Raw genomic sequence first — 22,980 nt, forward strand, 5'->3', positions numbered from 1 at the left:
AGGTTTTACCGTGAACAAGGGGGATGGAAAGTTCTTTTTTGAAGTTAGTATTCTTTCTAAATACTATTCCACGCCTATAAAGGCGTTAAAGAAGATGGAAATCCATCTTTTAGGGTTGTTTTTCTTTCTTTATTCAAATTATTATGCCATATCAATGGCAAATGCTTAATTTTGTATCATTGAAAAATACAGTGCATGAAGAATCTATTGACATATCTTATCATCAGCTTGTCCATACTCCAAAATTTGGCCGGACAAGCAACTTACAACTTTAAGCACATCAGTTCGCAAAACGGCTTGTCCAACGATTTTGTATTGGATATGGCAATTGACCAACAAGGATGTGTTTGGGTTGCAACGGAAGCGGGGTTGAATAAATGGGTCGGCAATGGGAGCAATATTGTATATAAGGAAAGTAATTCCGGACTGGTAAGTAATGAACTTACCTCCCTGTATTATGATCCATCCGAGAATATACTATGGGTTGGCTCCAGACAAGAAGGTATCAGTCTGTTCGACTGCCGGACGCAACAATTCAAAGATTTCACAACAGATGAAGGATTGTCCAGCAATAGTGTAACCGACATTATGCCGGCAGCTGGGGATAAAGGCGTATGGATTGCATATTTAAGTGGGGAAATAGACTTCTATGACAAACAGACAAAGAAAATCATCTCATACAATAGCCGAAACATTCCGGGATTGACCGGAAGAAACCGCTGTTGCAGAGATGACAAGAACGGAGCTTTATACGTAGGTCACATAGGGAATGGAATGACAATAATCAACTTAAAGGAGAAAACTGCAAAAAAATATCTTCATGAACCAGATGATCCTCAAAGTATTCCCGGAGATAATGTACGCTCCATCTTCATAGACCACCTGAAAAATATATGGGTGGGAACCAATGGCGGACTGGCTTTGTTCAATCCGATGACAGAGACATTCACCTGTTTCCGACACGACAACAAAAATGAGCATTCACTGGTAGGAGACAACATTCATTGCATCACAGAGACGAAGGATGAAAATCTTTGGATAGCTTCCGATTTAGGAGGAATCAGCCTACTGGATTTACATAATTTTAGTACTCAAAATGTTGAGAATTTAGAGTTTAAGAATATTACCCATCTTAACAGCAGTCTGTCTTCTCCCAACACACGAATGATACAAGAAGATAAATTTGGCAATGTATGGATTGGCAACTACAGTTCCGGTCTTGATTTTATCAGCCATAACCAATCAAACTTTCATATCATACCTTATTTCTATGAAATAGGTGAAACAAAAATCCGGAAACGAATTTATGGAGTAAAAGCCAATCCGGATGGCACTGTATGGTTGGGAGGAGAAAATGAATTGTCCCTATATGACGGACATCAGATATCCAGACGCGTGAATCTTTCCACATATATGTATCGTTCCTATTCGGTCATTTATACCATAGAAAAAGATAAAAACAATAATCTTTGGCTGGGAATCAACGATGAAGGAGTCATGTGCTACAATCCACAAAAAGACTTTTTCAGCCATGTGGATTTGGATGTGGATAACTTGGATATCCGTGTTTTCTATGAAGATGAGGACGGGACAATGCTGATAGGCAGTGAAATAGGGTTATATACTTATAGTAAAGGGACTATAAACAAGATTGCGATGAATAGCTGGAAAAACTGGCCACCTACAGTTTTTGCCATAATGAAGGACAAGCAACAGAAGACATGGATGGGCACATTAGGTTCCGGTATATACATTCTTGATGCCAATAATAAAGAGCTTATACATCTGCATGAAGATAAGAATTTCTGTTCCAACAACATTAACCAAATATACAAAGACAGGCAAGGAGGATTATGGATTGCAACTTATAAAGGATTAGCCTATGTAAAAGACTCCAACTATCCGGAGCAAATAGAGGTCTATGATGAAAAAAATGGGTTGGCAGACAGTCATATCCGGGCCATTCAACAGGATAAGATGGGGAATATATGGGTCAGTACCTATACCGGCATAGCCTGTTGGAATGCTTATCAGCAAAAATTCCATAATTATGATTATCAGGATGGAGTTCCTATGGGAGGATTTGTAGAGGGCTCGGCAACCATAACACCAGATGGCACTATCTATTTTGGTTCGTTACATGGAGTTTGCTATTTCAATCCGCAAACAATTGAAGCCAACGAAACCGTTTCTTCTATAGAAATCATATCCTGTGAAAGCTTCAATACACAAGAGGGAGGACGAAAATCGGAAACAATGACACCGGACAACGAGGGATTCATTCGTTTACCTTATGACCGGAACACATTTCGCATTTCATTTTCCACAGCAGACTATGCACAGAATGGGCAAGTGGAATATGCTTATATGATGGAAGGAATGGATAACTCTTGGTATAATACAGAAGATGACAATACCATTACTTTCCGCAATGTCACGCCAGGCAAATATACATTCAAGATAAAGGCACGCCTAAAAAACGGAGGATGGAATGAGGACAACATTGTTCCTCTACACATCATCGTCAATCCTCCGTTTTGGAGAGCCTGGTATGCCTATTTGTTTTATACATTGCTGGCATTGATTTTGATATATTTCATTTTCCGCTCATATAAAAAGAGACTTTTACTGCAAAATTCTTTGGACATAGAGAAAAAGTCCTTGGAAATGGAAAAAAAGAATCGGCAAAAGGAACACGAACTGAACAGTGAGCGGCTGCGTTTTTATACAAACATTGCACACGAGCTACGCACACCGCTCACGCTGATTATCGGTCCATTGGAAGATTTAAAGGACAACAGAAGCATGCCTACTCCTTTCCGCACAAAGATACAGACCATCTATCGTAGTGCCGTACAACTGCTCAATCTTATCAACCAGCTAATGGAGTTCCGCAAGACAGAAACTCAAAACCGCCAACTGACAGTAGTCAAAGGAAATCTAAACAACTTGGTTACAGAGATAGGATTGAAATACAAAGAACTGAACAGGAATGAACATGTGACTTTCAACATCGAAGTAGAACCTATGAAAAAGACTGTCTATTTCGATGCTGAAATCATCACCATCATACTCAACAATCTACTGTCCAATGCCATCAAATATACACCGGCAGGCCAGATAACTCTCTCTATGCACCAGATAAAGGCAAACGGCACGAGTTATGTAGAAATGGTCGTGGCAGATACCGGCTATGGCATCGATGCCGAGTCTTTGCCACACATCTACGACCGATACTATCAGGCGAAAGGTAAGCACCAAGCTTCGGGTACCGGCATCGGACTGGCATTGGTGAAGTCACTCGTTGATTTGCATCATGGCTCATTGGACGTAGAAAGCGTGCTTGAAAAAGGAACCACTTTCTTCTTTCGCATAAAGACTGACTATGATTACCCCGAGGCACTGCATAAAGAAGAAGAGGATTCAGCAATTCCTGCAAAAGAAATTGTGGAAGAAGACCCCGAAAACACACTTCCTATCCTACTGGTCGTGGAAGATAACAGAGATATCCGGGAATATATTGCAAACGAACTGCAAGATACCTATAGAATATTGCAAGCCGATGACGGGAAAGAGGGGTTAGCCTTAGCATTGAAATATACTCCTAATATCATAGTAAGCGACATAATGATGCCCAACATGAATGGAATAGCCTTATGTAAGGCTATTAAAAGCGACATGAACACCAGTCATATACCGGTCATTTTACTGACAGCCAAAGATTCTATACAAGATAAAGAGGAAGGTTATAACAGCGGAGCGGATTCTTACCTGACTAAGCCTTTCAGTGCTAAACTACTAAGAAGCCGGATCAACAATTTATTGGAAATCCAGAAACGCTTAGCCAAACGGTTTATAGCAAACGTCCCAACTACAATAACAGAAGAGTCCAACGATTTGCAAACGCCATCTTCCACCCAGCCACAATTGAACAAACTGGATGAGGCTTTTCTTACCAAATTGACTTCTTTAATAGAAAATAATCTGGAGCAGGAAAAAATAGATATTGCCTTTATGACAGACCGCATGAATATGAGCTATTCGGCATTCTATCGTAAAGTAAAAGCATTGACCGAACTCACACCTAACGAGTTCGTCCGAAAAATCAAATTAAGAAATTGTGCCCTTTTATTACAGACCGGGGAATATAATGTTTCGGATGCAGCCTTTAGAACAGGCTTTAACAACATGCCCCATTTCCGCGACTGTTTTTTCAAGGAGTTCAACGTATCTCCGTCGGAATATATCAAACGCCATAGAAAATAAAAGATAAGAGCCTAATTAAATTTTATTTAGCATTCTTTTGAGAGTTCTTTTTGAGGATGTTTTTCTGTTTTACGAGAAGCATAGCAAGCTATTTAACGAATAAAAAGAGGAAAACAGACCGAAAAGAAACTTAGGAAGAAACAGAATAAAAAACTTTTTGAAGAAAATTTAAATAGACTCTAAATAAGTTCTTTAGAGATAATTAATATCAAACAAACAACTAGAAATCTGTTGCATAATATTAACAATTAACGCAATATAGTCTATTTGAAATAGACAGATTTGAATTAGTTCTTTGCTGGAAAATCCAGTGTAAGCTGCCCCCTAAAACCAAGCGATTCTGCCCCCTTGTGCTAAAATAATCCTACCCCCTTGATTCCAATATAAAAATACCCCTGCTTGGCAATGCCCGGCAGGGGATTTTTCGTAGATTTGATTCCCGTCTTGACCGGTGGGATAAAATCATTTCTACTATGACAACAAAGATAGCAAACATCCTCCAATGTTACGCATTGGGGATGGGGATAAAGCAGATAAGCAGGAGCTTTGAGCTTTCCCGCAACACGGTGCGCAGATATGTGCGCCTGTTTCAAGAGTGTGGTATACCGATAAAGGAGTTGGCCGCCATGCCTTCCGCTCGCATCCAGGAAATGTTCTCTGAAGGTGTTGGCCGTAACAGGGAACCGTCACAACGCCAGCTTGAGCTTGAGGCACTCCTTCCTGAGTATGCTGCCCGGCTTAGCCGCCGAGGCGTAACAGTGAAAACCCTGTACGAAGAGTACCGCGAGACCCATCCTGACGGATACAGACATGCCAGTTTCGGCAACTATCTCATGCGTTACCGTATGGTGACACATGTCGTAGGCCATGTCGAGCATTATGCCGGAGACCAGATGTATATCGACTTCGCCGGTGACAAACTGGAAGTCGTTGACAGTGAAAGCGGTGAATGTCGCAGCGTTGAAGTGTTCGTGGCCATACTTCCGTGCAGCCACTATACCTATTGTGAGGCGGTCTGGTCCCAGTCAAGACAGGACTTGATTAAGGCGTGTGAGAACGCGCTTCATTTTTACGGCGGGGTTCCGATGGCGATCGTACCAGACAACCTCAAATCGGCGGTAACCCGCAGCGACCGTAACGAGCCGGTAATCAACGAGGAGTTTGCGGCATTTGCCGAACACTACGGATGTACCGTATACCCCACACGGGTACGTCATCCAAAGGACAAGGCCTTGGTGGAGAATGCCGTGAAGCTACTTTACCGATCCGTCTACGCTGACATCGAGGGTCTTGTATTCCACTCGCTGGAGTCTCTGAATGCGGCCATATCCGAATCGCTCTCGGCCTTCAACGGACGCAGGATGAGCGGGCGTCCCCAGTCCAGACGGGAACAGTTCGAGCAGATTGAGTCCGACTGCCTCCGCCCGCTTCCCGCCATACGCCATCAGATGAAAGAGCGACGCTCCGCAACAGTAATGCGTAACGGCTATGTCACCTTCAGGCTTCACCATTACAGCGTACCGAAAGAGTATATAGGCAAACGTGTCGAGATTGTCTATGATGCGGACACGCTGGAAATATATCATGGCCTGCGTCTGGTGACCACACACCAGCGCGATGACACGCCATACTCCTATACGACCAAGGATGCCCACGGACTGCCCGGACGTCATGGAAGTTATGAAAAGGATCTGGAACAGATTTACGAACGGGCCGGCCAGACAGATAACGTCCTGCTGCTGTATCTGCGCAAGGTGGCGGAACTCAAGAAGTATCCTCCCGCGGCGTTCCGTTCATGCAGAGGCATCATGGCGTTGGAGAAGACCTTCGGGCTGGAACGGTTGGTGGCGGCAAGCGCATGCGCCACGCAACTGCGCCTATACGGATATCAGGAGATAAGGCGGATCCTTGAACGCGGGGATGATGCAGACTTCCTGTCAAAAGACGACATTGACGATGAGGTCCCCGTAACATCTATCCACAAAAACATCCGCGGAGCAGCCTACTTCGCACAATTAAAACATTTAAATAGAGACAACAATGGAAACAAATAATCTTACCGCACCGATAGCTGTCGAAAAAGACCGCAACACGTTGACAATCGAACTGATGAACCGTATGAAGCTGCACGGCATGGCCGCCGCCTTCACTGAAAGCCTAACCTCCACTATGGCAGAAACAATGACAATCGACTCTTTCCTGCACATGTTACTTGCCAGGGAATGGGACTACCGTGCCAATGCAGCCATCCAACGCCTTATACGCGGGGCGGCGTTCCGCTACAAGGCCTGCCTCGAGCAGATAGACTATGCAATCCCGCGTGGCCTTGACCGCAATCAGATGGAGCGGCTTGCATCGCTGGAGTTCATCCGCAAGGGACAGAACCTCTTCATCACAGGGTCATCCGGTACCGGGAAGAGCTTCCTTGCCACAGCAATGGGGTATGAAGCCTGCAAGAAGGGCATACGGACATATTATGCGAATGCTCCGAAACTTATGGGTACGCTTAAGGTGGCAAAAGTAAAAGGCACACTGGAATCGGAACTCAAGAGAATCGAACGGAGCACGCTGCTCATATTGGATGACCTCTTCCTTGTGAACCTTGATGCCAAGGAACGACCCATCCTGCTCGATATAATAGAGGACCGACATGGGCGCAAGTCCATCATCATCACCTCGCAACTGCCAACGGACAATTGGTATGATGCAATCGGAGACCCTACAGTAGCAGATGCCATTATGGATCGTATTATACATACGGCGCACCGGATTGAGCTGACAGGAGAAAGTGTCCGTAAAATGGCTGCATACAGAGGGAAATAAACTAAAATAATAATAACCCCATCGGTCAAGACTTTTTAAGGGGGCATTGTTGAATGTTTTAAGGGGGCAGAATCGCTTGGTTTTAGGGGGCAGCTTACACTGGATTTTCCACCATTACCCAAAGGTTATAATAGACTTCTCATTGTTTTTGCTTGTCTTATTATTGTTTATACCGTACATGAATATCCTGAAAAGGTTAACACTTTTTTCTTCACGCTGCTAGTTGAGATTATTACTTATATAGCTACTATATGGATTTATCGTGGATTTAAAGAATTACCCTAAAATAAAAATATGAAAAGACATAATTATAATATTGCAATAGCTATCACAATTAGTTGTATTCTTTTTTTTATTAATGGTTACCATAACTATATAAAAGATAAAAGAAAAGATAACTTAGAAAAATATAAAGCCGGATACTATGACAATGTAACGGTCAAAAACAAAAATATAGAACCTAGTACAACAAAAAACTATGTTCCTCCCAAGAATTGGACTAAATACATAATAGCAAATGCTTTTTCTATTAGTGTACCTCCTACTGTTGAACTAAGAAAAAGTAATGATTCATACACTAAAGATATTAAAAATCTGAATTGGCATGGACACAAAATAAATAGCAATAATGTTGTTTTTCAACAGAAAGGGTTATCTGTTAATACCCCCGAAGCGCATCAAACATATTGCCGAATTATAATAGATATCCAAAAAGGAAGTCTAGGAGAATACCCTAAATTTTCAGATTACGAAGATTTGACTATAGAAGACATCCATACATTTCAAGAACTAGCAAAACAGAACTCTTATGAATATAAAATTTTAGGTCAACCAGAAGTGCGCTGGATTAAGATTGAAGATACTTACGGAATAGAAGTTGAATATGTGCGAAATGGAGCAAACAATTCCCGTACTCACGTCTGCAATTATTATTTCTTTAATGACAATCTATTTGCAACAATAATATTATCATATAGACAAGATGATATAAGAAAATGGGAAACAGATTTTTCAAATATAATTAAAACATTTAAGTGGAATAATAAAAAATGAGTTATGGAAAAAATTAGTTTTATGCGAAGATTATCAAGTTCTTTAATAGACAAAGTCTTAATCCTGGTATTATTTATTATTAGTGCTTTATGTATATCTCCCTACGGAATGGCTTCTCATTTAGGAAGTTATTACGCCCTATTAGATGCAGTCCCATCATCTTATCCCGCTCAGGATACATATAAAGCAATGCATAGTGTTTATGACAATACTATTTATGAAAGTACAGAAAAATGGGTTCAATGTTATAAAGAAATATCACAGAAGCCTGAATTAATAGCTCCACATAAGGGTGAAACCCTATCTTGGGATTTACAAATAACGGGGCTTTTTATAATTGTAAATTTTATATATTATCTTTTATGGGAATGGATATTTCGCGCATCACTAGGCAAATTTCTATGTGGACTTACTGTTGCTTCCGATAATAATCAACCAACAACAGAAAAAGAAATTATCAAACGCTGTTTCTTATTACTACTCTTAATGATAGCCGCAGTAGGTCTAAGATTTACTTTCGACATCAATTATTACATGACTATTTTATTGTTTTTCCTGATTGTAGACACATCTGTAATCATAAAAGGGAAATCATTAATTGATATTATGACTAACACATATATCACAAAAAGAAAAATCTATAAAAACGAAAATCTTAAATAAAACAAAACACCCAGTTTTACATTATAGGGTGTAAAACTGGGTGTAAATCTTATAAACCGCTAATTATCAAGGTTTATTGCGGAGAGACAGGGATTCGAACCCCGGGTGCCTCGCAGCACAACGGTTTTCAAGACCGCCGCAATCGACCACTCTGCCACCTCTCCAAAACTTCTTTTTCAGAAGTGCTTTTCTTTTAAAGCGGTGCAAAGATACAAATCATTTTTTATTCTACAAACTTTTCTGCACAAAAACAGAGCAATTATACCAAAATTCTTGTTTATACCCACTACGGAACGAACATAACGGCATTTAGGCTATTTGTTGAAATTTATCAAGGGCAAGACAGAGTTTTATAACTTACTGGCTATCAGTATATTTACAAAGAGCCACATTCAGTATACGATTGAACCCTATTCAGTATACGACTGAATGGCATTCACTATACGACTGAATTAGGTTCAGAATACGACTGTTCCTTAAACCTACATCATTTGTAAATAATGCAGATTATTATTCGGTTCTTGTTTCAATTCATAAACCACATATAAAGAAAGTATTAACATCTCTACTCCCCCGGACATTCACTACCTAATAATAGTTATTTTATGCTGTTCAACATAAAAAGAGAAGTATCTCTTATAAAATTACGGAATTTATTCAGTATTTTTGCGCGCTCTAAAGGATAACATTATCTAACCTACTAACAAAAACAAATTTTATGGAATTGAACAAAACCTTTACCAATGGGCTTTGGAATAAAGAAATCAATGTCAGTGATTTCGTCAGTAAAAACATCGCACCCTATACCGGGGATGCATCTTTCTTGCAGGGACCTACCGAACGTACCAAACGTATCTGGGACATCTGTCTGAAGGCTCTCGAAGAAGAAAGGAACAACAATGGCGTCCGTTCACTGGACAATACCACCGTATCTACCATCACTTCTCATAAAGCCGGGTATATTGATAAGGACAATGAACTTATTGTCGGTTTGCAGACTGATGAACTGTTGAAACGATCCATCAAACCTTTCGGAGGCATCAACGTGGTAGCAAAAGCATGCCGTGAAAACGGAGTGGAAGTGGACGATAAAGTAAAAGACATCTTCACCCATTACCGCAAAACACATAACGACGGCGTATTCGATGTATATACCGAAGAAATCCGTTCCTTCCGCTCACTGGGATTCCTTACCGGATTGCCCGACAACTATGCCCGCGGACGTATCATCGGCGACTACCGCCGATTGGCTCTCTACGGCATCGACCGTCTGATTGAAGCCAAGCAGGAGGACTTGCGCAACCTCACCGGCCCGATGACCGAAGCACGCATCCGTCTACGCGAAGAAGTGGCAGAACAAATCAAAGCTTTGAAGGACATCAAGGTTATGGGCGAATATTACGGACTCGACCTCAGCCATCCGGCTACATCAGCTCAAGAGGCCGTGCAATGGGTATACATGGCATATCTTGCTGCCATCAAAGAGCAGGACGGAGCAGCCATGTCACTGGGTAACGTATCTTCGTTCCTCGATATATTCATTGAATACGATCTGGCTCACGGAAAAATCAATGAGACGTTTGCACAGGAACTGATAGACCAGTTCGTCATCAAGCTGCGCATGGTACGCCATCTGCGTATGCAATCATACAATGATATCTTTGCCGGTGACCCGACTTGGGTGACCGAAGCCATCGGAGGACGCTTCAATGACGGACGCGTGAAGGTCACCAAGACTTCTTTCCGCTTTTTGCAGACGCTATACAACCTCGGTCCTTCTCCGGAACCGAACTTGACCGTATTGTGGAGTCCCGAACTGCCGGAAGGCTTCAAGGATTTCTGCGCCAAAGTTTCTGTAGATACCAGCTCCATCCAGTACGAAAACGACAACCTGATGCGTGAAGTGCGCAACTGCGACGACTACGGCATCGCCTGCTGTGTATCCTACCAAGCCATCGGCAAACAAATCCAGTTCTTCGGCGCACGTGCCAACCTTGCCAAGGCCCTGCTGCTCGCCATCAACGGTGGACGTTGCGAAAATACCGGAACTGTCATGGTGAAAGGTATTCCCGTATTGACCGGTGAGACATTGAAGTTTGAGGAAGTTATGGCCAACTACAAGAAGGTACTGACTGAAATAGCCCGTGTCTACAACGAGGCCATGAATATCATCCACTACATGCATGATAAGTATTATTATGAGAAAGCCCAGATGGCATTCATCGATACCGACCCACGCATCAATCTGGCATACGGTGTTGCCGGCCTTTCCATCGCCATAGACTCACTGTCCGCCATCAAATATGCCAAAGTCACTGCACGCCGCAACGAAATCGGCCTGACCGAAGGTTTCGACACTGAAGGTTCATTCCCCTGCTTCGGCAATAATGACGACCGTGTGGACCACCTGGGAGTAGACCTCGTTTACTATTTCAGCGAAGAACTGAAAAAGCTGCCTGTCTACAAGAATGCCCGTCCCACCCTTTCCTTGCTGACTATCACCTCCAACGTGATGTACGGCAAGAAGACCGGTGCCACTCCGGACGGACGCGCCAAAGGTGTTGCCTTTGCTCCGGGTGCCAACCCAATGCACGGACGTGACAAGAACGGTGCCATCGCTTCCTTGAGCTCCGTAGCCAAATTGCGCTACCGCGACTCGCAGGACGGCATCAGCAATACGTTCTCCATTGTTCCCAAATCACTGGGCCCGACACCGGAAGAACGTGTAGAGAACCTGGTAACCATGATGGACGGCTACTTCACCAAAGGTGCCCACCATTTGAACGTAAACGTACTGAACCGCGAAATGCTGGAAGATGCCATGGAACATCCTGAAAAGTATCCGCAACTCACCATCCGCGTTTCCGGCTATGCCGTGAACTTCGTGAAGTTGAGCCGCGAGCATCAGTTGGAAGTCATCAGCCGTTCATTCCACGAAAGAATGTAATATGATAAATGTACACTCCTACGAAAGTATGGGAACATTCGACGGGCCGGGTCTCCGGCTCGTCGTTTTCCTGCAAGGATGTCCGTTCCGTTGTCTGTATTGTGCCAATCCGGATACGATTGATGTAAAAGGAGGCACTCCCACCACTCCGGAAGAGATTCTGCAAATGGCTATCAGCCAAAAGGCATTCTTCGGGAAGAAAGGAGGTATTACTTTCTCCGGCGGTGAGCCTACCCTGCAAGCAGAAGCGCTGATTCCTCTTTTCAAGGAGCTGAAGGCGAACGGCATCCATATCTGTCTGGACAGTAACGGAGGCATCTGGAATGAAAAGGTGGAAGAGCTCTTTAGCCTGACTGACCTCGTGCTGCTGGACATCAAGCAATTCAATCCCGAACGCCACCGTACGCTGACGGGACGAAGCAACGAACAGACACTCCGCACCGCTGCCTGGCTCGAAGAACATGAACACCCCTTCTGGCTGCGCTATGTACTGGTCCCCGGTTACAGCGATTCGGAAGAAGACACCCGCCTGCTGGGTGAAAGTCTTGGCAAATACCAGCAGATACAACGGGTGGAAATACTTCCTTATCACCGTCTGGGTGTTCACAAATACGAAGCCATGGGATGGGATTACAAATTGAAAGAAGTGAAGGAAAATACTCCGGAACAACTGGAACGGGCAGAAAAACTGTTCAAAGAGTATTTCACGAATGTGATAACCAACTAAAACAGAAAAGCAAGGCTGTCCGGATATGATTCCAGACAGCCTTGCTTTTCATTTATAGGGTAAGAATCCTATTCTTTCAAGTTATAGGTAATCTGCTGTACATCATCACTACTGCCACCCACCATAAAGACGAAATCACCAGGTTCTACCATATAATTCATCTCATTGTCATAGAATCCCAGTGCATCGTCAGTTATCTGAAAAGCTACAGTTTTGCTTTCACCCACATTCAGATGAATTTTCCTGAAGCCCTTCAATTCCTTTATCGGACGCGTAACAGAGGCTACCTTATCCTGCACATACAATTGAACTACTTCCTCTCCTGCACACTTACCGGTATTAGTCACTTTTACCGACACCTCCGTATGGACGCCTGCAGCCTTGCCCGGCAGCAGTTTCAAATCAGAATATCCAAAATCCGTGTACGAAAGCCCATATCCGAAAGGATAGGCAGGCTCAGTGGAAGCATCGATATAAGATGCCTTATAGGTCTGTTTCAATGCGGTAGGGCGGCCGGTGCTCTTATTCTGATAATAAATGGGAATCTGTCCTACGTGTGCAGGAAATGTCATGGGCAATTTAGCCGAAGGATTATACTCTCCCCACAACACATTGCATATGGCATTGCCGGCCTCACTTCCCAGCCACCAAGTACACAGTACCGCATCAGCATGTTCCCTTATCTCATTGAAGATTACCGGACGCCCACACATGACAAGAGCAATGACAGGTTTTCCAGTCTTTGCCAGTTCCGACACCAGCTTCTGCTGCCCCTCGGGTATGGCTATATTCACTTTGGAAGCCTTCTCGCCACTCTGACCGAATCTCTCGCCTACCGCCACAACAATGACATCCGAAGCCTCAGCAGCCTGTAATGCTTCCTGCAATCCGGTCAACTGATTGCTCTTCATATCATAGCCTTCAGCATAGCTCACCTCCAGTCCTTTCCGGACCAATGCATCATATAAGGTCACCACTTTGTTCCGGTCCGTAGTGGCAGCCCAAGCACCTGCCATATCGTACTGGGATTTTGAGAGTCCTCCTATCAAGGCTATCTTCCTCGTCTGTGCCGTCAACGGAAGCACAGATTCCCTATTCTCCAGCAATACAACGGAACGCTCGGCCATACGGAGCGAAGCATTACGGACTTCGGGCGCATTGAGTATTCTGGCCGCTCTTTCCGGATTACAGTAGCGAAAAGGGTCCTCAAACAATCCCAACTCATATTTCTTCTCCAATATACGCCGTACTGCATCATCAAGCACACTCTCCTTTACTTTCCCTTCTTGAACAAGCTCCTTCAGATAAGTCAAGTAGCAGGTACTTACCATCTCCATGTCCAGACCAGCATTCAGCGCTTTGGCTGCGGCATCTTTCTTGTCAACAGCATAACGGTGGTTCACCAATTCCTCTACCGAATTATAATCGGACACAACAAATCCCTTAAATCCCCACTGCTCTCTCAATAGCCGGTTGAGCAAGAAATCATTGGCAGTACAAGGAATATTATTAAAATCATTGAAAGCACTCATCACGGTAGCTGCTCCTACCTTTATGGCCGCCTTATAGGGAGGCATATAAAAATTGGCAAAGTGGCCCATTGACATATCCACACTATTATACTCCTTTCCTGCTATCGGTGCACCATATCCGGCAAAATGTTTCATACATGCCATGACAGTCGTCGTGTCTGCCAAATCGTCTCCTTGCAAGCCTCTGACACGCGCCTCCGCTACCCGAGAACCATAATAAGGGTCCTCACCGGCCCCTTCCATGACGCGTCCCCAACGTGCGTCCCACGAAATATCCACCATCGGGGCAAAAACCCAGTTCAAACCATCAGCGGCACTTTCCAAAGCATTGTAGCGTGCAGCTTCCTCAATCATGGCCAAATCGAAACTTGCAGCCTCGGCAAGCGGAAGCGGAAATCCGGTACGATAGCCGTGGATAACATCCAGTCCGAAAATTAAAGGAATGCGCAAACGCGATTGCAAAGCAAGCTCTTGATAACGGCGTATATCCTTTACTCCTATCACATTCAGCATAGAGCCTATTCTGCCTTGCCGGACATACTCTTCTTTAGGAATATTTCCACCGTCGGGTCCGGTAAAATTCCCTCGGTAGGTGCATTGTGCAAGCTGGCCTATCTTTTCATCCAGCGTCATCTGCTTCATCAAGCTTGAGATGAATTTCTCCTTCTCCGTAGTTTGTGCCGAGGTAAAGGTGTTACCAAGTCCCCACAGACAAACCATCAGTATTATTATCTTTTTCATACTGCCATTCTTGTTTTGATATTTATTTTATCATAAAACAACAGTTGCCTTCAATGGTAAATCAGCTGAAGAAGGACCTGCCAGAATCTCAAAAGTCCCCTTTTCCACTACAAACCGATGTGATTCCACATCATAGTAGGCAAAGGCTTCCTCATCCAGCAATATCCGAACGCGCTTGGTTTCACCCTTCTTCAAGTAAACCTTATCGTAGCCTTTCAACTCCTTCAATGGACGCGGAACAGAACATTCCACATCCCGCACATATACCTGAGCCGCTTCCGCAGCATCCATCTTTCCGGTATTCTTGATGTCAAAGCTTACCGTAACCCGGCTTCCCCCCGTCTTCTCAACACTCAGATTACTATATTCAAAACTACTGTATGACAGTCCATACCCGAAAGGATAGAGCGGCTGCTTTCCGTTCCGGTCATATCCCCTATAACCTACGAAAACACCTTCGGCATACTGCACCCGTTTATGAGGTACATTGCGATTGTCATAATAATTACCATATACCGGATTATCTTCCCATTTTTCCTCGATGCTGACTGGTAGTTTGCCACTTGGCGAAAGCTTGCCCGTAATGATTTCGGCAAGGGCCTTTCCACCCTCCTGCCCCGGATACCATGCCATCAAAATAGCTTGTACACTCTGCCCCCAATTGCGGAAATCTATTCCACCTCCGGCATTCACCACCACAGCCACATTATCATGAAGTGAAGCCACTTTATTAATGAGATATTCCTGCCCGTATGACAATGCAAACGGACGGTCGAACCCTTCACCTTCTGTACTGCTGTTGAACCCGGCACATACAATAACATTCCTGGCATGCTTCAGTGAAGAGGCCAAACGCTCCTCATCCATCATTCCTGCCTGGAAACTGACAGTCGCCTCACCCACATTATCAAAATATTCAATACGCAACCGGTATATCTCCCCTGCACTGACCTGCATAAATGCACTGCGGGTACTGAATGAATGGTTCCCCCAATCTCCGGTAATCAGCTTATCGTTTACAAACAGACGGTATCCGTCATCGCCAGCCAGCTGGAACTTGACAGTTCCATCCTTGTCAGCCTTGTAAACTCCCGTCCAACGGGCAGAAAACTGATCTACCGGCATGCCGTCGAACGGTGCACCGTATTTCCAGGCATGGTCTATGGCAGGCTCTATGGCAGCTTGAAAGAGTTCTCCGGTAAGATTACGAGTATTATAATATTCGCCCTTAAAACCGTTTTGCGTAAAACTGCCATCCGTATAAATCTGTTGGGACATATCCTTATAAAGAATGCTGTCAGACAGCAGCTCTATCTGTCTGCCGCCCTTCAACTGAACCATACCGTCATAGAGTGACACTACCGAATAAGGGGTGACAAATCCGCTTCCTCCTCCTGTGGGAATAATATCGGCATTAGGCCCGATTACCAATGTTCTACCGTTCCGGTAAGGCAACGTACCGTTATCATTTTTCAATAAGACTACTCCTTCTCTCGCCAAGTCAAGTGCAATTTCCTTAGACTGTGCATTGTCTTTATCGATAGATTTATCTTCTCTCGGAGTATCAAGTGCTCCAAAAGCAATCAATGTCTGGAGTATATGCCGGACTTTGGCGTCAATGGTCTCTTCCTTCACGATACCATTCTCTATTGCCGGAATAAGAATTTCCCTGGTCATGAATTTACCGACGGGCATTTCCAAATCCAACCCTCCATTAGCGGCTCCCACACCAGAATATACAGATGTCCAGTCAGACATCAGGATACCTTTAAATCCCCACTGCTTGCGTAATACATCAATGTTCAGCCAGCTGTTTTCGGTGGCATGTACCCCGTTCAGCGGATTATAGCTATCCATAACCGCCCCTACTCCTGCTTCCTGCACAGCTTTTCGGAACGCGGGAAAATAAATTTCCTGCAGCGTGCGTTCATCCACATCTGAGCTGGCATGATGTCTGCTCCACTCCTGGTTATTGGCCGCAAAATGCTTCACCGTAGCCATAACTCCCTCTTCCTGCACTCCCAAGATATATTCTTTAGCAGTTTCGCCCGTCAAATAAGGGTCTTCACCAAAATACTCATAGTTTCGCCCGCATAGAGGAGAGCGGTAGATATTGACTCCAGGCCCCAACAGAATACTTACCCCACGGGCCTTTGCATCCCGGGCCAAACCATGTCCCAGCTCTCTAGCCAACTTACGGTTCCATGTCGAAGCCGACAAGATGCCACAAGGATACAAGGTACTTTGAGTATTGTTACGTATGCCTTGCGGACCATCGGCCATCCTGATTTCGGGTATGCCAAGCCGGGGTACAGCCCGGATATAAAAAGATTTGGGACCGGAAATGTAATCGATTTTTTCTTCCAGCGTCATTTGAGAAACCAACTCCCTGGCACGCTGCTCCACCTGGGGAGTAATACACACTTGTGCTTTTGCCGTGATTGCACAACAAAGCAATAGCCCGCTTAAGGCTACTTTCTTTTTAATCTTCATTTTGTCTATTTTACTACGTGTTTGTTATATTGCCGGGCATGTCCCGACCTACTTTCTTTCTTCTCAATCAATAAAAAACCGTGTCCCTTCATCCACCAACGAAGAAACACGGCCGAAAGTTATTAAGAAAATTCTGAATCTACAAGAAAGTGGACAAAAACATGTCTGTCCTGCTATCAATAAGTAAGACGTATACCGGCCTGCAACGTAAAGTTACACGGGTTCTCCTTGCGTATAGTCTGTATCGACGAACCGTCATCAAAGAAATAAGATACTCCCGGTTCCACATACAGGCCCACCCTATTGCTTATGTTATACTGGGCACCGACAGCACCCATGACAGAAAGCTGTACCGGTTTCACAGTCTCACTCTCAGTACCAATCTTGCCATACACACATTTTTCAATGGCACCCCCCGCCGAAACGTACATCGTAAAGTTCTTTGCATCCACAAAGTTCCAGTTGGCCCGTACCGGAATGCCAATATAATGCAGCTTCTGGCTTATCTTTTCCGAGCTGCCCTCATACCTTACGTCAGAAGCAAGATAGGTATACGTCAGCCCGCTTTCCACAGAGAAACCCTTCGCCAAGTTTTTCCGCACCGAAACACCGAAACTGAGCGGTTGTTTATGGTCTATATCCGCAATTTTCTTTTCGCGTCTTTGCAGATAGGGCATACCATCCTTAAAAACCAGTTCCTGCCCGTCGGGAATAGTAACAATGCCATTGGCCGTAGAGGATAAATCTACGTTACCGCCATAAATAGGACTTCCAGGCATGTAGTCCGACATCACATTCGCTTCCCCTTCATTCGCCAATGAAAAACCTCCCGTATTTCCTACGGACAAGCCAACCGCCCATCCTTTAGCATCCCTACCAGAACTGTTTTTTTCCGGAAGATGCAGTTTGTCCCGGCCTGACGGACGATAGCGGTCTTCCCTTGTCTCCGGTTCCTCGGTCTGCATTGTAGTTTCATGGTCCGTATCTTCCACTACCGGTTCTTCCGCCTGCTGTCCAATACCGACAACCTCATCTGCAGTTTCAACCGGCAGCATTTCCTCCTGCTGTTCTTCGCCAACCGATATTCTGATATGTTGTGCAACCAAAGGGTGACTTGCCTCCTTATTGGGCGCCGATGCATTTCCATGTGCCCGATAAGCAGGCTCTATGGAATTAGTCCGTATGGCAGGTACTGTCTGTTCCGGCAAGACGTCCGGAGCCACAGCCAAAGCGGGCACTGACGTATGCCGCATTTCATTCCCTACCGGACTCTGCAACAGCCACAGACTGACGGACGAAACCGCCACCAGCAACACAGCTGCCGCGGCCACCGCCCAGCGACGGAAAGGTATCATCCTATGCGGTCCGGTTATCGGAGCTCCGGAAACGGACAATTCCTTCTCCAACCGCTCCCATCCGGCAACCGGCAGCGGTTCGGAATAGTCTTCCAGCTTGTCCTTTATCTTTTTCAACCACAATTCATCTTCCATACGTTCCTTCATTTAATCATTTCTTTTCATCCACTCACGTACTTTTGCCGCTAAAGTCGCTTTAGCACGCGTCAACTGCGAGGCAGAGGATTTTTCATTAATTCCCAATAGTCGAGCAATCTCCTTATGGGATTTCTCTTCAAAAATATATAAGTTGAATACGGTACGATAGCCGGCAGGCAATTCACTGATAAACTGCATTAGTACCTTTTGAGGAATGACATCTATTGACGAACCTTCCGGTTCCTCATAAGCTTCAGGTGCATTCTCCAAGGCCGATGACTGATTCATCACATCATTTTTCCGCAAATACTGCAACACCGTATTCACCATTACGCGTTCCATCCATGCCCGCAGAGAACCCTCTCCCCGCCAAGTGAACTTATCGAAAGAATCAAAAAGTTTCAGAAAACCGTCATGCATCAGGTCTTGGGCAGTCTCCCGGTCACCTGCATAACGAAGGCATACGCTGAGCATGCGTCCCGCATAGCGCTCATACAGTTCTTTGCGGGCAAGATTGTCTCCTTGCCTACAGCGTTCTGCCAATTCCTGTTCTTCCATTCTCTCTTTTAACACGTGTTTACCCTATAAATGCAATCGGCGCAAAAATACTGCATCAGGCAGAGAAGAAAATCATACTTTCATTTCTTTAACAGTATACTACGCAGTATTTAGCTTTTCACCGCATTTTCTGAATACAAAAATAAGTTTTAAACAGAAAAGAGCTAAAACCTACCACTTATGAAGAAACTGAGAATGACATTGGCAACATCCATGCTTTTATTCCTGACTGCCATTGTATTGCAATCATGCCTGGACGATTGGGATGACAAATATGACACTTTGTTCGCCGTAGGTACGGTAAAGGTCATCGAAGGAAAAGACTACTATTTCTCACTGGACGAAGGCAGTAAACTATATCCCAGTGACACAACCTATGTTCACGACTATGCCGTAACAGACGGCCAGAGGGCTTTCATCTACTTCCGCGAACTGGAAGAGAAACTTCCAGGCTACGAATACAATGCCCAAATAAAGCACATCGAAAATATTCTGACCAAAGACATCTACTCCATGCCTGCCGAAAAGGCGGACAGTATCGGAGACGACAACATCAACGCCACGGATTTATGGATTACGGGTGAGTATCTGAACATCAAGTATCAATTCTACCACAGTAACAACGAAGATAAGAAGCACATGCTGAACCTGGTCATCAACGAAGCATCCACCGGCGAGAACGACAAACCGGATTACGTCAATCTCGAATTCCGCCACAATGCCTACAATGACAGCCAGCTCACACTGGGCACCGGACTGGCCTCCTTCAAGCTGGACAATATAGCGGAACAGCTGAAAGAGAAAAAAGGACTGAACATCCGCGTCAAAAGTCTATATGACGGTGAACGGTTCATGACCATAGACATTAAAAAAGAAAACAACTAAATCTCCTGAAAACACATTTTTCAACATCTCAATGAGAAGCGGAGTAACATTTCAATATGTTGCTCCGCTTTGTTTTTCCATAACTTATCAGAATTCATTGTTCAAGCAAGTCAGCCTCAACGAAGCGTTGAACGCTTCGGCAGACAATCGCGTCCTGACCTGTACCTGCACGCTGCTCTTCGGCTGGACATCAAAATAATTGTCGCTATATACACTTTCATTGTCAGCAACGGACAAGCATACGGCACGGGCAAACTTGTCTGTTGATACCGTCACTTCATATCCGCCTTCAATGGAACGGACTTCGGTCTGCAAATCCACTTTCGGATAATTCATATTCTTCTGCTTGTCCAGACAGTAGTTGTTATGGTACACCCTGCCCGATTTGTCCGTATAGTCTACGCGGACATATACCGTTCCTCTATCTGCCCCCTCCAGCAGCTTGGCAAGCGGTGCGGAAAAACAGACACGGCTGTCATTACCGGAAATGCCGACAGATTTGTCCCAGTGATAAACCACAGTGCCGTCGAACCGGCAGACCTGGAGCTGCAGCCGGCCGGAAGTATTCTCCAAGCGGTCGGACACTGCATATACTTTCAAATCATCCCCCTCCACTACCGGAGAAATCAGGATGTCATCATAGACCTTGCGAGTATAATAGTGCTGCGCCTTCCAGCGTCCGTAATAGTCACGGCTCGCCCAGGAAGCTACGGGCCAACAGTCGTTGTGCTGCCAGAAAAGCGTCCCCATATTATACGGCATCTGGCGGCGGTGCGACTCGATGGCCGTCTTGATGGCATCTCCCTGCAGCACATGGTTCATATAAAGGAATGCCCGGAAATCACGCGGCTTTTTATATTCATTCAATAGGTAAGTCTCAATCAGCCCGTTGGCATGGTCGCCACCACGCTGATGGGACATCATCACCTCGGAACGTATATCCCAGTCTTCGGGGTAAGGAGCATAGCGCTTGACGGAGTCGAACTCTGGAAAAGACTGAAAGCCGTACTCGCTGAAAAAGCGGGATTTCTCGCTGTCATAATCGGAAATGGGTGCTTTACCATGCCAGACACTCCAATAGTGACGGTCCCCGTCAGTAGTACCGGACATCTCTCCCTCGAATGCGAACGGAGAAGAAGGCCAATAGAAGGTTCCGGGTGCATACTCCCTGACCACCCCGGGTAAGGTGACATGATACTGCTGCCGGTACTGTGCCCAAATCTTGTCGGCATATTCCTTGTTCTGCCGTTCTATCTCGCACTTCCAGCCCCAGCCCAGCCAGGCATCCTGGCATTCATTGTTTCCACACCACAAAGCAATGCAGGCATGATTGCGCAAACGTTTCACATTGTCCACCGCCTCCTGATGGATATTATCGAGCAGGGCGCCTTCTGCCGGATACATGCTGCAGGCAAACATAAAGTCCTGCCAAATCATAATTCCATGCTCATCACACAAATCATAGAAGACATCGTTCTCATAGATACCTCCGCCCCAGACACGCAACATATTCATGTTTACACCGGCGGCATCGAGAATCGTCCTTTTATAATTCTCGGGAGTGACGCGCGGCAGGAAGTTATCCGAAGGGATGTAATTGGCTCCTTTGGCAAAAACCGGACGCCCGTTCAGCTCTATATAGAAAGTATGCCCGTCCTTATCCGGCTGATGCACCACCTTCAAAGAGCGTATGCCCACCCTTTCGGTTTTAGAGTCCAACAATTCCCCGCCTGCAATGATATCCGTACGGAAACGGTAAAGGAAAGGCTCCCCCAGTCCATTACTCCACCACAGCTTCGGCTTGTGAAGGACGAAATCAACGGTCACCCGATTGGTGCCTCGCTTCAAATCCGCTTGCCACTCGCCAAGCACTCTTCCGGTAGCCTCGTCTGTTATCGTGACCAGCACTCCGTCCATATCCTTATCGGCATCCAGCTCCACATGTCCGGCAATCACGGCCCTGCCTGCACCGACTTCCTTCTGCTCGATAAACACATCGTTGATTCTCAAATCGCTCCAAGCCCTGATATACACCGGACGCCAGATGCCGGAGGTAACCAGACGTGGGCCCCAGTCCCAGCCATAATGATAACCCGCCTTACGGGCAAAAATGCTTATCTTCTTGTTGAACAAGCCTCCGTTTTCAGACTGGTCATTGGATGCCGGATACTGGTAAGGAAGTGCATCCCATTTGGGGACGTCTATCTTTACCGGCGAATGGAAGTACACCTTCAATATATTATTCTCCTCCCTGATGTACTGCCTAACGGGGATAGACCAGCGGCGAAACATATTGTCCGCTTTCAGTATACATTCATCATTCAAATAAACGTCAGCGTAAGTATCCAGCCCCTCGAACACAAGCTCCATATTCTCTTTCCGCATCATGTCGGCAGCAAGAGTAAAGCAAGTTTCATAAACCCAGTCTTCCTTGTCAATCCATTGCAATCCCCGTTCGTTCAACCGGAAAAACGGGTCTTCAATAATCTTGTTCTGCAGTAAGTCCGTGTGGACTACTCCCGGAACTGTAGCCGGATACCAATTGGTCAGTCTCGCCTGCCGGAATTTCCAGCCTTCATGAAGGTTCTTTACCGCTGTTTTTAGTTTCATACGAGTGTGTTTCATAGTTTTCTTTGACTACTCTAAATTACGGATAGACAAAAATACGACATTCAAAGGATACTTTATAATATCTTCTTAACGAAACATGATACAATCCCGTACACACCTACCGGGTCAGCGTCGCTGCACATCTGCTGCAGTGTGACTGCAAACGTGTTGCAGCGCTACTGCATATAT

The 22,980-nt window shown here is 45.1% G+C and carries 13 protein-coding genes and 1 tRNA gene; 8 read left to right on the forward strand and 6 right to left on the reverse strand.

Translation table 11 applies throughout. From position 1 onward, the window contains the following. Positions 1 to 195 precede the first annotated feature (195 nt). The 5 genes from NQ510_RS17160 (at position 196) to NQ510_RS17180 (ending at position 8,805) form a co-directional block, all read left to right on the forward strand. Positions 196 to 4,266 (forward strand): hybrid sensor histidine kinase/response regulator transcription factor, encoded by a 4,071-nt coding sequence (locus NQ510_RS17160; protein ID WP_005831654.1) that lies wholly within the window; start codon positions 196 to 198, stop codon positions 4,264 to 4,266. A gap of 473 nt (positions 4,267 to 4,739) precedes the next feature. Continuing rightward, positions 4,740 to 6,320: an IS21 family transposase gene (gene istA / locus NQ510_RS17165; protein WP_005829261.1), complete on the forward strand. Its 1,581-nt coding sequence runs from the start codon at positions 4,740 to 4,742 to the stop codon at positions 6,318 to 6,320. Next, on the forward strand, positions 6,307 to 7,089 hold the full coding sequence (gene istB / locus NQ510_RS17170; RefSeq protein WP_005824105.1) for an IS21-like element helper ATPase IstB: 783 nt from the start codon (positions 6,307 to 6,309) through the stop codon (positions 7,087 to 7,089). The genes istA and istB overlap by 14 nt, the downstream gene beginning before the upstream one ends. Positions 7,090 to 7,383: 294 nt before the next feature. Beyond that, positions 7,384 to 8,142 carry a hypothetical protein gene (locus NQ510_RS17175; protein ID WP_005831655.1) on the forward strand — a complete coding sequence of 253 codons (759 nt, stop codon included), beginning with the start codon at positions 7,384 to 7,386 and terminating at the stop codon, positions 8,140 to 8,142. A 3-nt stretch (positions 8,143 to 8,145) separates the two neighbouring features. Continuing rightward, positions 8,146 to 8,805, forward strand: coding sequence for an RDD family protein (locus tag NQ510_RS17180; protein ID WP_032602313.1), 660 nt, complete (start codon positions 8,146 to 8,148; stop codon positions 8,803 to 8,805). A 79-nt stretch (positions 8,806 to 8,884) separates the two neighbouring features. On the opposite strand, the gene NQ510_RS17185 is transcribed toward NQ510_RS17180, so the two are convergent. After that, positions 8,885 to 8,969: transfer RNA gene (locus NQ510_RS17185), tRNA-Ser, on the reverse strand. 554 nt (positions 8,970 to 9,523) lie between these two features. Here NQ510_RS17185 and pflB point away from each other — a divergent pair. After that, positions 9,524 to 11,752 carry a formate C-acetyltransferase gene (gene pflB, locus NQ510_RS17190; RefSeq protein WP_005831658.1) on the forward strand — a complete coding sequence of 743 codons (2,229 nt, stop codon included), beginning with the start codon at positions 9,524 to 9,526 and terminating at the stop codon, positions 11,750 to 11,752. Position 11,753: 1 nt separating this feature from the next. After that, on the forward strand, positions 11,754 to 12,479 hold the full coding sequence (gene pflA / locus NQ510_RS17195; protein WP_005831659.1) for a pyruvate formate-lyase-activating protein: 726 nt from the start codon (positions 11,754 to 11,756) through the stop codon (positions 12,477 to 12,479). A 68-nt stretch (positions 12,480 to 12,547) separates the two neighbouring features. On the opposite strand, the gene bglX is transcribed toward pflA, so the two are convergent. From bglX to NQ510_RS17215, 4 genes are all read right to left on the reverse strand, one after another. Beyond that, positions 12,548 to 14,752, reverse strand: a complete 2,205-nt coding sequence (gene bglX, locus NQ510_RS17200) for a beta-glucosidase BglX (protein WP_005831660.1) — start codon at positions 14,750 to 14,752, stop codon at positions 12,548 to 12,550. Between the two features lie 30 nt (positions 14,753 to 14,782). Then, complete coding sequence (locus NQ510_RS17205; RefSeq protein ID WP_005832495.1) at positions 14,783 to 17,245, reverse strand: beta-glucosidase; 2,463 nt, start codon at positions 17,243 to 17,245, stop codon at positions 14,783 to 14,785. A 176-nt stretch (positions 17,246 to 17,421) separates the two neighbouring features. Beyond that, on the reverse strand, positions 17,422 to 18,747 hold the full coding sequence (locus NQ510_RS17210) for a porin family protein (RefSeq protein WP_005831667.1): 1,326 nt from the start codon (positions 18,745 to 18,747) through the stop codon (positions 17,422 to 17,424). Continuing rightward, positions 18,748 to 19,296, reverse strand: a complete 549-nt coding sequence (locus NQ510_RS17215; protein WP_005831669.1) for an RNA polymerase sigma factor — start codon at positions 19,294 to 19,296, stop codon at positions 18,748 to 18,750. A 180-nt stretch (positions 19,297 to 19,476) separates the two neighbouring features. Here NQ510_RS17215 and NQ510_RS17220 point away from each other — a divergent pair, with 180 nt between their 5' ends. Further along, entirely contained in the window at positions 19,477 to 20,181 is a 705-nt protein-coding gene (locus NQ510_RS17220; protein ID WP_005831671.1) for a NigD1/NigD2 family lipoprotein, read from the forward strand. Between the two features lie 87 nt (positions 20,182 to 20,268). Here the strand turns inward: NQ510_RS17220 and NQ510_RS17225 are convergent, their stop codons facing one another. Continuing rightward, positions 20,269 to 22,806, reverse strand: a complete 2,538-nt coding sequence (locus tag NQ510_RS17225; RefSeq protein WP_005831673.1) for a beta-mannosidase — start codon at positions 22,804 to 22,806, stop codon at positions 20,269 to 20,271. Between the last annotated feature and the right edge of the window lie 174 nt (positions 22,807 to 22,980).

The sequence above is a fragment of the Bacteroides uniformis genome, from assembly GCF_025147485.1.
In the GTDB taxonomy this organism is placed as follows: domain Bacteria; phylum Bacteroidota; class Bacteroidia; order Bacteroidales; family Bacteroidaceae; genus Bacteroides; species Bacteroides uniformis.